General features: G+C 72.7%; 10 protein-coding genes. 8 read left to right on the top strand and 2 right to left on the bottom strand.

Translation table 11 applies throughout. The features are described 5' to 3' along the window. The first annotated feature begins 126 nt into the window (after positions 1–126). Genes MTP10_RS30670 through MTP10_RS30660 form a run of 3 tightly spaced genes read left to right on the top strand, consistent with a single transcriptional unit; the run spans position 127 to position 2,616 of the window. Positions 127–612, top strand: coding sequence for a hypothetical protein (locus MTP10_RS30670; RefSeq protein ID WP_310713552.1), 486 nt, complete (start codon positions 127–129; stop codon positions 610–612). Further along, positions 609–1,835, top strand: a complete 1,227-nt coding sequence (locus MTP10_RS30665) for an AarF/UbiB family protein (RefSeq protein WP_310713550.1) — start codon at positions 609–611, stop codon at positions 1,833–1,835. Before MTP10_RS30670 ends, MTP10_RS30665 begins: the two co-directional genes overlap by 4 nt. A 58-nt stretch (positions 1,836–1,893) precedes the next feature. Continuing rightward, entirely contained in the window at positions 1,894–2,616 is a 723-nt protein-coding gene (locus MTP10_RS30660; RefSeq protein WP_310713548.1) for a winged helix-turn-helix transcriptional regulator, read from the top strand. Here the strand turns inward: MTP10_RS30660 and MTP10_RS30655 are convergent. Both MTP10_RS30655 and MTP10_RS30650 read right to left on the bottom strand, forming a co-directional pair. Continuing rightward, positions 2,585–3,517 carry a hypothetical protein gene (locus MTP10_RS30655; protein ID WP_310713546.1) on the bottom strand — a complete coding sequence of 311 codons (933 nt, stop codon included), beginning with the start codon at positions 3,515–3,517 and terminating at the stop codon, positions 2,585–2,587. The two genes, MTP10_RS30660 and MTP10_RS30655, sit on opposite strands and share 32 nt — an antisense overlap. A 556-nt stretch (positions 3,518–4,073) precedes the next feature. Further along, positions 4,074–4,484 carry an SRPBCC domain-containing protein gene (locus MTP10_RS30650; RefSeq protein WP_310713544.1) on the bottom strand — a complete coding sequence of 137 codons (411 nt, stop codon included), beginning with the start codon at positions 4,482–4,484 and terminating at the stop codon, positions 4,074–4,076. A 522-nt stretch (positions 4,485–5,006) separates the two neighbouring features. On the opposite strand from MTP10_RS30650, the gene MTP10_RS30645 reads away from it, so the two are divergent. The 5 genes from MTP10_RS30645 to MTP10_RS30625 are packed head-to-tail and all read left to right on the top strand — an operon-like array spanning position 5,007 to position 14,479. Then, the gene (locus tag MTP10_RS30645) at positions 5,007–5,957 is read left to right on the top strand and encodes a DUF1702 family protein (RefSeq protein WP_310713543.1); all 951 of its coding nucleotides are present in this window, start codon (positions 5,007–5,009) and stop codon (positions 5,955–5,957) included. Next, entirely contained in the window at positions 5,954–7,858 is a 1,905-nt protein-coding gene (locus tag MTP10_RS30640; RefSeq protein ID WP_310713540.1) for a CRTAC1 family protein, read from the top strand. The genes MTP10_RS30645 and MTP10_RS30640 overlap by 4 nt, the downstream gene beginning before the upstream one ends. Then, a complete protein-coding gene (locus MTP10_RS30635; protein WP_310713539.1) occupies positions 7,855–8,775 on the top strand; it encodes an enediyne biosynthesis protein UnbU in 921 nt (306 codons plus the stop codon). The genes MTP10_RS30640 and MTP10_RS30635 overlap by 4 nt, the downstream gene beginning before the upstream one ends. 5 nt (positions 8,776–8,780) lie before the next feature. Then, entirely contained in the window at positions 8,781–14,042 is a 5,262-nt protein-coding gene (locus MTP10_RS30630; RefSeq protein WP_310713538.1) for an SDR family NAD(P)-dependent oxidoreductase, read from the top strand. Next, the gene (locus tag MTP10_RS30625) at positions 14,039–14,479 is read left to right on the top strand and encodes an acyl-CoA thioesterase (RefSeq protein WP_310713536.1); all 441 of its coding nucleotides are present in this window, start codon (positions 14,039–14,041) and stop codon (positions 14,477–14,479) included. The genes MTP10_RS30630 and MTP10_RS30625 overlap by 4 nt, the downstream gene beginning before the upstream one ends. Positions 14,480–14,516: the final 37 nt, after the last annotated feature.

Genomic DNA, 14,516 nt, shown 5'->3' with positions numbered 1-14,516 from the left:
GCAGCAAATGACCAGATTCTAGCCGCGCCCGTACCGCCGCACTTCTCCGAAATTGCTGCCCTGCGCGCGTGATATGCCGGGGCTGACGCCGTTCCGTCGTCGATATCGCCGTGTTACCGTGACCCCATGCCCGCGGACAGAGATTCGGGAGCCGATTCCGCCACCGTATCCCTCCGTCGCCATTTCGACTGCGATTTCGCCGATCTGTGGGAGGCCGTGTCCTCACCCGGGTCCGTCTCCGCCTGGTTCACACCGTGTCGCCTGGAACCGGACCGGCGCTATTCCCTGCGATTCACCGAGGATTCCGGAGAGACGCATGTGAAATACGCGACGGTGCTCGATTGCCGCCGGCGCGGGAGCGTCGGCGAATACCGTCTCCTTCTGCAGGACGAAGGATATTCGGACAGCACGGTCGAGGTGCGGGTCGGCGCGGCCGCGCGGACAGGGTCCACTCTGGAGCTGCGGCACCTGCATCCACCGCCGGAGCTGGCCGACGGCTACGCGCGCGGCTGGGCCGACTACCTGGACTGTCTGCGGCGGCACCTGGCCGCCGCTCCCCCGGTCCCCGCGGACGCCGCTGCCGCGACCCGGCGGGCGGGGGGCCCGAAGTGAGTGCCGCGGACCGGCACCCGCTGCGCGACCTCGCCTGGCCGGTGGTCCGGACCGCTCAGATCGCCGTCGTTCTGTGCGGGGTGGCGGCGTCGATGGCCGGGTCCCTGGTGCGGCACGCCGGGCGTGGCCGCCGTGAGCGGATCCTCCGGGACGCGGGCGCCGTCGTGAGCGCGGCCCTGTGGCGGCTGGGCCCGGCGTTCATCAAGGTCGGTCAGATGCTGTCCAGCCGCAGGGACCTCTTCGCGGCCGCGTTCTGCGAGGAGCTGGAGTCGGGCCTGGCCCGCGGCCGGGCCGGCGGCGCCGAGGAGGGCGTGGAGATCGGATCGGTCGCCTCGGTGGAGCGACACCTCGTCGGCGGCGTCGACGCCGCCGTGAAGACGATCCACCCCACCGCCGCCGAGCGGCTGCGGGTCGACCTCGGCCTCATCACGGCGATGACCGGGATCGCCGGCGCGCTGCTCCGGCGCTCGGGGCCGACGCTGCGGCATGTGGTGCACGAGATGTGCGCGTCGGTGCGCCGGCAGACCGACCTGGTCGCCGAGGCCGCGGCCCTGCGCCGGCTCGAAGACCTCGAACTGGTCCTGCCCGTCGTCTTCCCCCGGGTCCTGGACGACGCGAGCGGGCCCGACGTGCTGACGATGACCTGGCTCCCCGGGCAGGCCGGCGGCCGGCGGTTCGCCGATCCCCGGCGGACCGCCAAGCGGCTGGTCCTGACCCTGTACGAGATGCTCTTCGTCAACGGCGTCGTCCACTGCGACCTCCACCCGGGCAACTGGTGGGAGCTGCCCGACGGGCGGCTGGCGATCGTCGACGCCGGGTTCACCTATGAGCTGGACGACGAGATGCGGACGCACTTCGCCGAGTTCTTCCTCGGGATGTCCAGCGGCAACGCCGAGGTCTGCGCCACCCACGCCCTGGCCGCGGCCGCCCAGCCCGTTTCGCCGGAGCACGAGAAGGCGTTCCGCCGCGACATGGAGCACCTGATCGGCTCCATCACGGGGCTGACCGCGGGGAGCTTCTCCCTGACCGGGTTCGCCGCCCGCTTCTTCGCCGTCCAGCGGCGGCACCGGGCCTTCTCCCGCGCCGAGTTCATCTTCCCGCTCATGGCGCTGCTGGCCATCGAAGGGCAGGTCAAGCAGCTCGACCCGGGGATCAACTTCCAGTCGCTGGCGGGCCCTGTGGTCCTTCGCTCCATCGTCGCCCGCGCCCGCGCCGGGCGCTGAGCCCCTCCGTCACATCCGTCACCGGGAGAACCGGCTCGTCGCTATAGAGTTTATTAGTATGGCAAACGAGTCGGCGGTCCGCGCCGGCGAACGCAGACGCTACGGCCAGTACTGCGGCCTCGCCGCGGGCCTGGACGTGATCGGCGAGCGATGGACACTCCTGATCGTCCGGGAGCTGCTCATCGGCCCGCAGCGCTACAACGAGCTGCTGCACAATCTTCCCGGCATCGGCACCAACCTGCTCGCCGAACGGCTCCGCTGGCTCACCCGTCAGGGCGTGATCCGGCAGCATCCCCGCTCCAACGGCAAGGGCCACTCCTACGAGCTGACCCGTTTCGGCGAAGGACTGCGTGAGCCGATTCTCGGCCTGGCCCGCTGGGGCCTGAACGTCCCGCACCCGTTCGACGCCGAGGACGAGGTGCGGCCCCAGTGGGGGGTGCTGGCCGTCGAAGCGCTGATCAGGAGGGACCAGATCCCCGAGGTCGACGAGTCCTACGAGTTCCTCGTCGACGATCAGGTCTTCCACATCGCCGTGAAGGACCGGCGGATCTCGGTCCACCAGGAGGGCGCCGAACGGGCGGCCCTGCGGGTGTCCACCGACGCCAAGACGTTCGTGGACATCGGCTCGGGCCGGATCTCGCCGTTCGAGGCGGTGGCGACCAGGCGGCTGACCCTGGAGGGGGAGCAGGAGGCCCTGACCCGCTGCTCCCGCCTGCTGGGGCTGCTGCCCGGCGACGGCCCCGCCGGGGCTACCAGGGAATCATCGGGTACCAGGGGATGATCTCGCGCCGGGCGAGCACCCGTACGTCCCAGTAGAGGAAGGTGAAGACGCCGACGACGATGAACGCCGCTCCGGTGATCAGGGCCAGGCGGCCGGGGCGGGCGGCGAGCCAGCGCTGCACCCGGCTGCCCATGACCACGGCCAGCAGCACGAAGAGCACCGTGAGGATCACGATGTTGCCGACGGACTGCAGCATGAAGGCCAGCGCCCCGTACACCGGGTTGTGGCTCTCGGCCGCGTCCCGGAAGAGCTGCCGGAACAGCCCGTACGGCCGGCCGATGAGGAAGCCGCCGATCAGCGCCCCCATGACGACCAGCGGCGCGTTGGGGAAGCGCCGGGTGAGCCGGGCGAGCGGGTCGCGCACGACGCCGAGCGAGGCGAGCCCGAGCCAGAGGAAGGCCAGCCCGATCAGCCCGAAGGCCACCATGGACTGGACGCTCCTGGCCGACAGCTCCCCGGGGGCGGAGGGCTCGGTGGAGAACTGCGGCATGGCGGTCCCGACGAGTCCGACGACGATCCCGTACAGGCCGGAGACGGTGAGCATGCCCGCCGCGAGCCAGCCGAGCGGTTTGAAGACGGCCCCGACCCGGGTGGCGAGCGAGCGAGGCTGCCCGACGACCGGGCAGAGCGCGCCGAGGACGGCGATGTTGCAGGCGGTGAAGGTGCCGCCCAGCCCGGTGGCGAAGGCGTAGACGATGCCGGGCAGGACGCCGCCGATGACCGTGCCCTCGGCCTCGCGGCCGAGCAGGGCGCTGGCGACGTTCTCCCCGATGACCTGGTCGACGAACTCGGCCGACCAGACGACGGTGAGCAGGAACCCGATCAGCACGCTGACGACGACGGCCGGCCAGGGGCGGCTGACCCCGGTCCGTTCAGCGGACTGTTGCTGGGTGAGCGTCACGTGAGTCTCCCTTGCGCGCGAGCTGAACGGACAGGGCGGAGCGGGTGAGATCAGGGGCGGGCCCGGAGGCACAGGTGATCGCCTTCCGGATCGCGGTGGATCGCGCATCGGCCGTGCCGATGTTCACCCTCGGCCGGTCCACCTTGCCGCCGGCTCCGGGGCGGCGTCGAGGGTGCTGCTACTTGAAACAGCTATATCAATCGTCCCGGTACAGGTCTAGGTCTCCCTATTTTCGGGCGCGCTGACTATGGGTTAGTGAAGTGGATGCGGAAGTGAGGGGGCGTGCGACGTCCATCGACGCCCGGCTGCCCGCGATCGAGCACGCCGACCCGCGCAGGGCATGGGCGTGGACCGGCCGGCGAGGGGCTGCGAACGGGGGGCCGGAGCGCTGCGGCGGCGGTTACGGCGGCGGTTGCGGCGGTTGCGGGACATTCCTCGCGACCAGCCGGCCGTGCGGGTTCCGGGCGCGCTTGAGGAGTTCAGCCGGCCGGACGTGCCGGTGACGGAGTACAGGCCGGGCCTGGCGGGCTCAGGTCAGGGACCGGCCGGCGCCCGTTCAGGACGGCTCGGCGACGAGCTCCACGAGCCGCGGCAGGACCGAGCTCTCCCAGCCGCGGCCCATGCGCTCGAAGGCGGCGCGGTCGCGCTTGTCGTCCAGGTCGAAGCCCGAGTGTTCGAGCAGCAGCCGGGTGCCCTTGCCCTCGGCGACCAGCCGCCAGGTCAGGACCCAGGTGGTGTTGAAGGTGTAGACGAGCCGCTCGTACGGCTCGACCTCCAGCACCTCGCACGGCACCGAGTCGCGGCCGGGCATCTGCAGATGGAACCGGTGACCGACGACCGCGCTGATGTCACCGGGAACCCACCAGCGGGCGAGCAGTTCGGGTTCGGTCAGGGAGCTCCACACCTTCGCCGGCGGCGCGGGGATGTACTGGTCGACCGAGATGGCGGCGGGACTGGCGTCGTGCACGGTGCTCCTTGTTCAGCGGAGAGCGACCCACCAGATCCTAGGACATCGACCGGGCCGGCCAGGGGAGGCGGGCGTGACGGCGCGGACGAATTTACGATCATGGCGCCGGATGGTCTCCACATGACCTGCCGCAATGAATATGCCGTCAAGATCTGCCATTGCGGCGCCTCCTGACGATCGCGCCCGCCCCGACGGCCCGCGCCCAGGCGTGCTAACGCATGGGAGACAATCCTCGACCCTTTCTGTCGGACGAATGTAAACCCCGGGTCACTTGAGGTGGCCGGCGATATTCGAAGGGCGTCGGCGATCGTCTCCGCTCCGTAACCATTGCGGATGTCTGATTACCCCGCCGAAAAGTGCTCTTATTCGGATCGGGCCCGTGCGCACTCCGTCACGGCGCCGCGTAAAACGGCCGCCGACCTCGCTGGTCAAACATTCAAATTTCGCCCGGCCGGGGTCGCCGAATTCGCATTCGCCGCTCCGGTCCGGCCGATCGGAGCCGCCTTGACCCTTGCTTGAAAAATGCTTAGTTTCACCGTGAAGGTCGCCCAGATCAGAACGGGAACAGCCATGGAGCCTACCCGGCTATTTCGCCTGCCCGAAAATCGGCTGACAGGCTTCGTGCCAAAATCAAGCCCGGTCGGAGAAAAACTGCTGGAGGTTGTCGCCGCATTTGGAAAAGGTTATAACAGCGCCCTGACCGGGGATCCGGACGTCGGCGACCTGCCGCGCCGCCTGCATGGCTTCGCCTTCGAGGGCGCCGCCATGAGCTGCACCCTGCTGGACACGATCACCCTGAGCGGGAACCGGCGGCTGCGTGCCCTGGAGGAGGGCACGGGAGGGGCGTACACCCACCTGATCCATGTCGGCGCCGGCTGGGCGCTGGCCCGGCTGCGCCGCACCCGCTGGCGAGGCATCGGCCATCCCATGCTCACCTGGCTGGCCTGGGACGGCTGGGGATTCCACCAGGCGTACTTCAACGCCCGCAAGGTCTTCCACGATCACTGGGTCGAGCGCGGCGCCCGCGGCGCCACCAGGTCCATCAGGGACCAGGGAACCGGCCGTGCCCTGTGGTTCTACACCGGCGCCGACCCGGACCTGATCGCCCGGCTCATCGGCGCGTATCCGCGGCACCGCCAAGGCGATCTGTGGGCCGGCATCGGCCTGGCCGCGGCCTACACCGGAGTGGTCCACGAGCTGGACGACCTGCTCGCCGCCGGCGCCGGCCACCGCGCGGACCTCGCCCAGGGCGCCGCCTTCGCGGCCAAGGCGCACGTGCTCGGCGGCCATGTCCCGTCAGGGTCGGCCCGCGCCGTCGGCCTGCTGACCGGGGTGAGCCCGCACCAGGCCGCAGAGTGGACCGACCAGGCCCTCGCCCGCATCCCCCGGCCGGCCTCGCCCCGCGACTACGAACGCTGGCGTGCCGAGATCCGAGGAGCCTACGAACGACACGCGGAGGACGTTCTCCGATGAGCAGATGGCCGGCCCCCGCGGTCAAGTTCGGCGCCCTCCTCACGATCCTCGTCACCGGCTGGGCGGCCGCCCTGCCCGCCATCCCCCCTGCCGAGGCACAACGGGTCGCCGCGTCGTTCTCCTTCACCCAGCAGCCGCTCAACGCGCCGACCGGCGGGCGCACCGTCCGCCAGGTCGCCCCCGCCTACCAGGGCATCCGGCACTGGATCTCCTCGGTCGGGGCCGCGGTCGGGCTCGCCGACCTGGACGGCAACTCCCGTCCGGACGACGTGTGCCTGGTCGATCCGCGAGCCGACACCGTGACCCTCCAGCCGGCCCCCCAGACGCAGAACCGGTACCAGCCGATCCCGCTGACCCCCGCCGGGCTGCCGTACGACGCGACGATGGCGCCGATGGGCTGCGTGCCCGGCGACTACGACGACAACGGCTCCATCGACGTCCTGGTCTACTACTGGGGACGCTCACCCGTGCTGTTCCTGCGCGGCGCCGGGCCGCTCACCGGCCCGGCGGCCTTCACCGCGCGGGAGCTGGTCCAGCCCTACCAGCTGTGGAACACCGAGGCGCTGGCGCTGGCCGACGTGGACGGCGACGGCCGCACCGATGTGGTCGTCGGCAACTACTTCCCCGACGGCGCCCGGGTCCTGGACCCGAAGGCCCCGGCACGGCCCGAGCTGCGGATGCAGGCGTCCATGTCGAACGCCGCCAACGGCGGCACGAACCGCGTCCTGCTGTCCCGGGGCGGCGGGACGTTCGCCGAGGCCGCCGGCGCCTTCGGCAAGGAGGTCGCGGACGGCTGGACCCTGGCCATCGGCGCCCAGGACCTCGACGGCGACGGGCTTCCCGAGCTGTACCTGGCCAACGACTTCGCCCCGGACCACCTGCTGCGCAACCGGTCGCGTCCCGGCAAGGTCGCCTTCGAGGAGGTTCTCGGCCCGCGCCACCTCACCACCCCCAAGTCCAAGGTGCTGGGCAAGGACTCCTTCAAGGGCATGGGCGTCGCGTTCACCGACCTGAACGGCGACGACGTCTCCGACATCGTGGTCAGCAACATCACCCAGCAGTACGGGCTGCTGGAGAGCAACTTCGCGTGGATCAGCGGCCAGAAGCGGATCTTCGACGGCGACGGCACCGCCCTCTACACCGACGAGAGCGAGAGCCTCGGCCTGTCGCGCAGCGGATGGGGCTGGGACATCAAGGCCGGCGACTTCAACGGCGACGGCGTCTCGGAGATCATCCAGGCGACCGGGTTCCTCCGCGGCGACGTCAACCGCTGGGCCGACCTGCAGGAGCTCGCCATGACCAACGACGATCTCCTCGCCAACCCCGCGATGTGGCCCCGCTTCCAACCGGACGCCGACATCTCCGGGGAGAACACCAACGCCTTCTTCGCCCGCGTCCCCGACGGCCGGTTCGCCGACATCGCCGGCGACCTCGGCGTGGCCGATCCGGGGCCGTCCCGCGGCATCGCCACGGCCGACGTCGACCACGACGGCCGGCTGGACTTCGCGGTCGCCAACCAGTGGCGGCAGAGCTACTTCTACCGCAACACCGCGCCGGCACGCGCGCCGTTCCTGGGGCTGCAGCTGATGCGCCCGGCGGGTGGCTGCTCCGCCGGCACCGGCGCCCTCTCCCCCGCCATCGGCGCGACCGTACGGCTGAAGGCCGGCGCCCAGGGCCTGCGGACCGGTCAGCTCTACCCCGCCAACGGGCACGCCGGCGTCACCGCCGCGGAGCTGATGTTCGCCCTTCGCCCGAACACGCCGTCCGTGCCCGTCGAGGTGACCTGGCGTGACACCTGCGGCCGGCCGCGCACCGCCGCCGCCGACCTCGCGCCCGGCTGGCAACGCCTCCGTCTCGGAGACGACGGTTCGATCACATCCCTCACGGAGGAGACGCCATGACCTCTGCTCAGCGCAACCCGAGAACGGCCGCGCTCCGCAGATTCGCTCTCTCGATCACCGTGTTCACGGTGCTCGGACACGCCTGGCTCGGGTTCGAGCAGGCGTTCGTCACCCCCGTCGCCGCCGTGGCGTTCGCCTACCTGCTCGACCTCGCGCTGGAGACGGCGGAGGCGTGGGCCGAGCGGCGAGAGCCGAAGTACCGGACCGAGAAGATGTTCGACTTCCTCCTGCCCGCGCACATCACGGGCCTGGCCTGCGCCATGCTCCTGTACGCCAACGACCGCCTCCTGCCGGTGCTGTTCGCCGTCGCGGTCGCGATCGGCACCAAGTACCTCATCCGCGTGCGGGTCGCCGGCAGAAGGCGTCACGTCCTCAACCCGTCCAACGCCGGCATCGCGATCACACTGCTGGTGTTCCCGTGGGTCGGCATCGCGCCGCCCTACCACTTCACCGAGTGGGTCACCAGCCCGATCGACTGGCTGATCCCCGGCTTCATCCTCGTCGCCGGCACCCTGCTCAACGCCGGGCTCACCAAGAAGATGCCACTCATCCTCGGCTGGGTCGGCGCGTTCTTCGCCCAGGCCCTCATCCGTACCTGGATCGACGGCACGGCGACGACGAGCGCGCTGGTGGTCATGACGGGCGTCGCCTTCGTCCTGTTCACCAACTACATGATCACCGACCCTGGTACGACGCCGACGCGGCCCCGCAACCAGGTCGTGTTCGGCGTCACGACCGCGGCGGTCTACAGCCTGCTCGTCCACCTGCACATCGTGTACGGCCTGTTCTTCGCGCTGGTCATCGTGTGCGCCGCCCGCGGAGTGCTGCTCGCGGCGCTGGCCGCCCGCGCGGCCGCCGCGCAGCACGGCGACGTGTCGGCCCCCGCCACCTCGGTGGCCGTCCCCACCTCCAGGTGATCGCCATGGCAGACGGCATCGCCATCGTCGGCATGGGCTGCCGCTATCCCGACGCCTCCGGCCCGGACCGGCTGTGGGAGCTGGTCATGGCCCGCAGACGGGCGTTCCGGCCGCTCCCCGCGGCTCGGCTGAACCCCGCCGACTACGACACCGACGACCTGGACTCGACCTACGTCCGCTACGCGGCGGTCCTGGAGGGCTGGTCGTTCGACCGGGCCCGCCACCGCGTCCCCGGCGCCACCTATCGCGTCACCGACCCGGCACACTGGCTGGCCCTGGACGTGGCCGCCGACACCCTGGCCATGGCGGGCTTCGCCGACGCCGGCGGGATGAACCGCGACAAGGCCGGGGTCATCATGGGCAACACGCTGACCGGCGACTACACCAGGGCCACCGCGATGCGGCTGCGGTGGCCGTACGTCCGCCGCGTCCTGCAGGAGACCCTGGCCCGCGAGGACCTCCCCGAGGACGTCCGCGACCGGCTGCTCCTGCGGTCCGAGGAGCTCTACAAGGCGCCGTTCCCGGAGCCCACCGACGAGACCCTCGCCGGAGCGCTGGCCAACACCATCGCCGGGCGGATCTGCAACCATTACGACCTGCACGGCGGCGGTTTCACCGTCGACGGCGCGTGCGCCTCCTCGCTGCTCGCGGTCGCGCACGCCTGCGCCGCGCTGACCGCCGGGGACCTGGACTTCGCCCTCGCCGGAGGCGTCGACCTCAGCCTCGACCCCTTCGAGCTGGTCGGGTTCGCCCGGACCGGCGCGCTCGCCCGCGGCGACATGCGGATCTACGACGCCTCCCCCACCGGCTTCTGGCCGGGCGAGGGATGCGGCATGGTCGCGCTGATGCGCCTCGGCGACGCGCTGGCCACGGGACGGCGGCCCATCGCGGTCATCCGCGGCTGGGGGGTCTCGTCCGACGGCCGCGGCGGCATCAGCAGGCCCGAGGCCGGCGGGCAGCTGCTGGCCCTGCGGCGCGCCTACGAGCGAGCCGGGTTCGGCCCGGAGACGGTCGGCTACTTCGAGGGGCACGGCACCGGGACCGCGGTGGGCGACCACGCCGAGCTGGAGGCCATGCGGGCCGTCCGGGGGCCGCACCGGAGCCCCGCGTTCGTGGGGTCCGTCAAGGCCAACATCGGGCACACCAAAGCGGCGGCCGGCGCGGCCGGCCTGATCAAGGCGGCGCTGGCCGTGCACCACCAGATCATCCCGCCCACCACCGGCTCGCACACGCCGCACGAACTGCTCGGAGACGGCCTGGCGACCGCGGAGCGGCCCGTCCCCTGGCCTGCCGCCCCGGTGCGGGCCGCGGTCAGCGCGATGGGGTTCGGCGGCATCAACACCCATCTGGTGATCGAGGCCGCCGGCCCGGCGCGGCGCAGCCGGTTGTCCGCCGTACAGGAGCGGATGGCGCGGGCGCCGCTGGAGGCGGAGGTGTTCGCCGTGACGGCCGGCACCCCCGACGAGCTCACCGGCAAGCTGCGGCGGATCGCCCGCCGCGCGGAGTCCATCTCCTTCGCCGAGCTCACCGACCTGGCCGCCCGGCTGGCCGACGAGCCGCCCCGCGCCTGCCGGGTGGCCTTCACCGCCCACCACCCGGCCCAGCTGGCCCGCCGGGCCGGACAGGCCATGGCCATGGCCGGCCGCGACGCCGCCGAATCCGGGATCTACAGCGGGACCGGACCGGCCCGCAGGATCGGCCTGATGTTCACCGGCCAGGGCGTCCCGGCGCGCGGCGGCGCCGGCGCTCTGGGCCGGCTGTTCGAGGAGGCACGGCCCTACTTCACCGGGCAGGAAGGCGTCGACACCGGCATCGTCCAGCCGGCCGTCTTCCGGGCCTCGATGGCCGCCCTGAGGTGGCTGGACAGCCTCGGCGTGACGGCCGTCGCGGCACTGGGCCACAGCGTCGGCGAGATCGCCGCGCTGACCTGGGCCGGAGCCGTGGACGAGGAGGACGCGCTCGACCTGGTCGCCGAGCGCGGCCGGATCATGAGCGAGGTGGGGGCCGCCGGCACCGGCATGGCGTCCATCGCCGCCCCGGCGGACCGCGCCGCCGCCCTGATCGAGGGCCTGGACCTGGTCGTCGCCGCCGACAACGGCGCCTCCACGGTCGTCGCCGGACCGCTGACCGCGATCGCGGCCGCGCTGGGCCGGGCCGGCTCGGCGGGCCTCCCAGCCAAGGAGCTGGAGGTCAGTCACGCCTTCCACTCGCCCGCCGTGGCTGAGGCCACCTCGCCGTTCGCCGCCTGCCTGGACAAGGTGCCGTTCATCGCGCCGGTGGGACGGGTCTTCTCGACGGTGACCGGTGCGGAGCTGGGCGCGGCCACCGACCTGCGGCAGCACCTGGCCGCGCAGATCACCGACCCGGTGCGGTTCCGCCAGGCCCTGGAGCTGCTGGCCGCCGAGTGCGACCTGCTCGTCGAGGTGGGACCCGGCCGGACGCTGGCGGCCCTGGCCATCGCCCACCTCGGCGCCTCGCCGCCCGCCGTGTCCGTCGACGCCGGCGAGCGCAGCGGGCAGGGCCTGCTGGAGAGCGCCGCCGCCCTGTTCGCGGCGGGCGCGACGGACTCGCTGCTGCCCCTGTTCAGCCATCGCTTCCATCGGCCGTACGACCTGGACCGGGAGCCGGTGTTCCTCACCAACCCGTGCGAGCTGGCGCCGTCCCACGAACCGGCGCGGCGGGAGACGCCGGAGCCGGCGCGGGCGGGCACCCCCGAGCCGGCCCTGCCGAGCGGCGGGAGCGTGGCCGGGACCGTCCGCGCCCTGGTCGCGGCCGCCCTGGAGCTGGAGCCGGACGCGATCGGCGACGACGACCACCTCCTGGCCGACCTGCATCTGAACTCCCTGCGCGTCATACAGCTCGCCGTCGAGTGCGCGTCGGCGTGCGGGAGGGCGCTTCCGGCCGAGCTGCCCCGGATCGCCGAGGCCACGGTCGGCGACCTGATCGCCGCCGTCGAGACGTTCCCCCCGGCTCGCGAGCGCGAGCCCGACGCGCCGGAATGGTTCCGGCTGTTCGCCGAGCACCCCGTGCCGGTCCAGCCTCCCGAACCGGAGGGCGCGCTGCGGGTGCGCGTCCCCGCCGGACCCGCCGACGCGGACGTGGGCCGCCTGCTCGCCGCGGCCCGGCAGGCCATCGCCGAAGGGCGGCCCCTGGTCGTCGCCGACGAGGCCGACTGCGCGTCCGGGTTCGTCGCCGCGCTGCGCCAGGAGCACCCGGAGCTCGACGCCCACTGGCACGGCGTGGACAGCGCCGGGCAGGCGTACGCCGTCCGGCACCTGCCGTTGCCCCCCGGGGACGGCGCGGCTCCCCTCCACCGGGACGAGGTGGTCCTCGTCACCGGAGGGGGCAAGGGGATCGGGCTGCACGCCGGGCTCACCCTGGCCGGGGCGTACGGGGTGCGGCTGGCGTTGATCGGCCGGTCCGATCCCGCGGCCGACCCCGAGCTGGCCGAGGGGCTGGAGCGGCTGCGCGCCGCCGGGGTCGTCGCGGCCTACCGCAGCGCCGACGTCACCGACGCGAGCGCCGTCGGGCGGGCCGTGGCCGAGCTGTCCGGGCTCGGCCCGATCACCGGCGTCGTGCACGCCGGCGGGGTCAACCGGCCGGCCCGCTTCGGCGAGCTCACCGAGGAGGACTTCGCCGAGCACGCCCGTACCAAGTGCGAGGGCCTGGCCAACGTGCTGGCGGCCCTGGACACCGACCGGCTGCGCCTCGTCCTGGCCTACGGCTCGGTCATCGGGCGGTTCGGGCTGGCCGGCGAGACCCACTACGCGCTGGCCAACGGGCGGCTCCAGGCCATGGTCCGCGCCCTGGCCGGCAAGCTGCCCCCCGGCTGCGTCACCGCGACGCTCGCCTGGACCGCCTGGGCCGGGGCCGGGATGGCCGAACGGCTCGGCGTGGTCCAGCAGCTCACCGGCGCCGGCATCGGCACGCTGCCCGTGGAGCGGGGGGCGGAGCTGCTGCTGGAGGCGATCGCGGCGCGCCCGGCCGGCGAGACCATCGTCATCAGCGGCCGGCTGCCCCAGCTCGACCGCGCGGAGGACACCCCGTCACGGCATTCGCTGCTGCACCGGGTCCGCAGCTTCGTCCCCGGGGTCGAGCTGGCGGCCGAGTGCGAGCTCGACCCGGCGAGCAGGTACCTCGCCGACCACCGGCTCGACGGGGTGCGGCTGCTGCCCGCGGTCTGCGCCCTGGAGGCCATGGCCCAGGCCGCGGAGCTGCTCGGCACCCCCGCTCGTACGATCACGGACGCGCGGTTCGAGCGGCCGGTCATCGTGCCCGACGACGGCACCCGCACGCTGCGGATCCACGCCCTCCGCCACCCCGGCGGCGACGTGGAGGTCACCATCCGCAGCGCGGAGACCGACTTCTCCGCCGTGCACTTCGCCGGCCGGGTCGCCGCCACGTCCGCCGGCCCCCCGGACGTCGCCGTCCCGGCCGATGAACCCCCCGCCCACGATCCGGCCGACCTGTACGGGCCGCTGTTCTTCCACGGGCCCGCGTTCCGGCGGCTGGCCCGCTTCGAGGCCCTCTTCCCCACCGGCTGCCGCGCCGTCCTGTCGGCCACCGGCGACGACCTCGACATGGGGTCACCGGTCCTGGGGGAGGCCGCCCTGCACGACGCGGCCATCCACGTGCTCCAGGCGTGCGTGCCGCACCGGCGGCTCCTGCCGGTCGGCTGCGACCGGTTCCAGGCGCACGGCCGCGCGGCCCCGCCCGCGGAGGTGGTCGTCGAGGCGGTCGAACGGTCGCATCACGGCGCCGACTACGTCTACGACGTCGTGGCCCGGTCGGCGGACGGGCGGCCGGTGTTCAGCTGGACGGGGCTGCGGCTCCTCGACACCGGGCCGCTGCGCATGGACGCCATGCCTGCGCTGCTGACCGGCCCGTACCTGGAGCGGATGGTCGGAGACCTGTGCCCGGGGGCGTCGGCCGTGACCGACGAGTGGCTGGAGCTGGGCGAGCCGCCGCTCCGTCCCGAGCCGCCGTTCCAGCCCGAGCCGGGGTGGACCCGGCAGGCCGAGCAGCTCGCGCGGTTGACGGGCGAGTCCCGGCTCACCCTCGACTCCCGGCTGAGAACGGCTCACAAGTGCCTGCCCGAGGCCGGCCAGGCGGAGGCGCTGCAGGTCGAGGCGGCCTACGAGCACGGCTGGATCAAGCTGACCGGCCCGTCCGGGCTGGCGGTCCTGTCCGGACTGCTCACGTTGGACAGCTCCGACGGCCCGCCGCGATCCATGGTCGTCGCCGTGCTCACCCAGGAGACGCGATGACTCCCTTCTACGAACACCGCCAGGTCGTCACCTTCGCCGACACCAACGTCGTCGGGAACGTGTACTTCTCCCACTATTTCGAGTGGCAGGGCCGCTGCCGGGAACGCTTCCTCGCCGACCAGGCGCCCGAGGTCCTCCAGGCGCTCGCCGGCGACCTCGTCCTGGTCACAGCCGACTGCTCGTGCGAGTTCTTCGCCGAGCTGTACGCCCTCGACGAGGTGTCGATCCGCATGTCCCTGGGCGGCATCGAGGCGAACCGGGTGACCATGGACTTCCGCTACTACCGGCTGGGCGCCGGCCCGGCCCGGCTCGTCGCCGGCGGACGGCAGACGATCGCGTGCATGCGCCGCGACCCCGCAGGCGCCCTCACCCCGGCCGAGATCCCCGCCTCGCTCAGACGAGCCCTCGACCGCTACTCCCCCATCACGACGCCCTGAGCATCCACCACCGGAAAGTCCGACGTCAGGAGCTCGA

Origin of the sequence: Nonomuraea sp. 3-1Str, from assembly GCF_031570565.1 — a bacterium.
In the GTDB taxonomy this organism is placed as follows: Bacteria; Actinomycetota; Actinomycetes; order Streptosporangiales; family Streptosporangiaceae; genus Nonomuraea.
The sequence above is the reverse complement of the archived record's forward strand: the minus strand, read 5'-3'. Positions and strand labels throughout refer to the sequence as shown.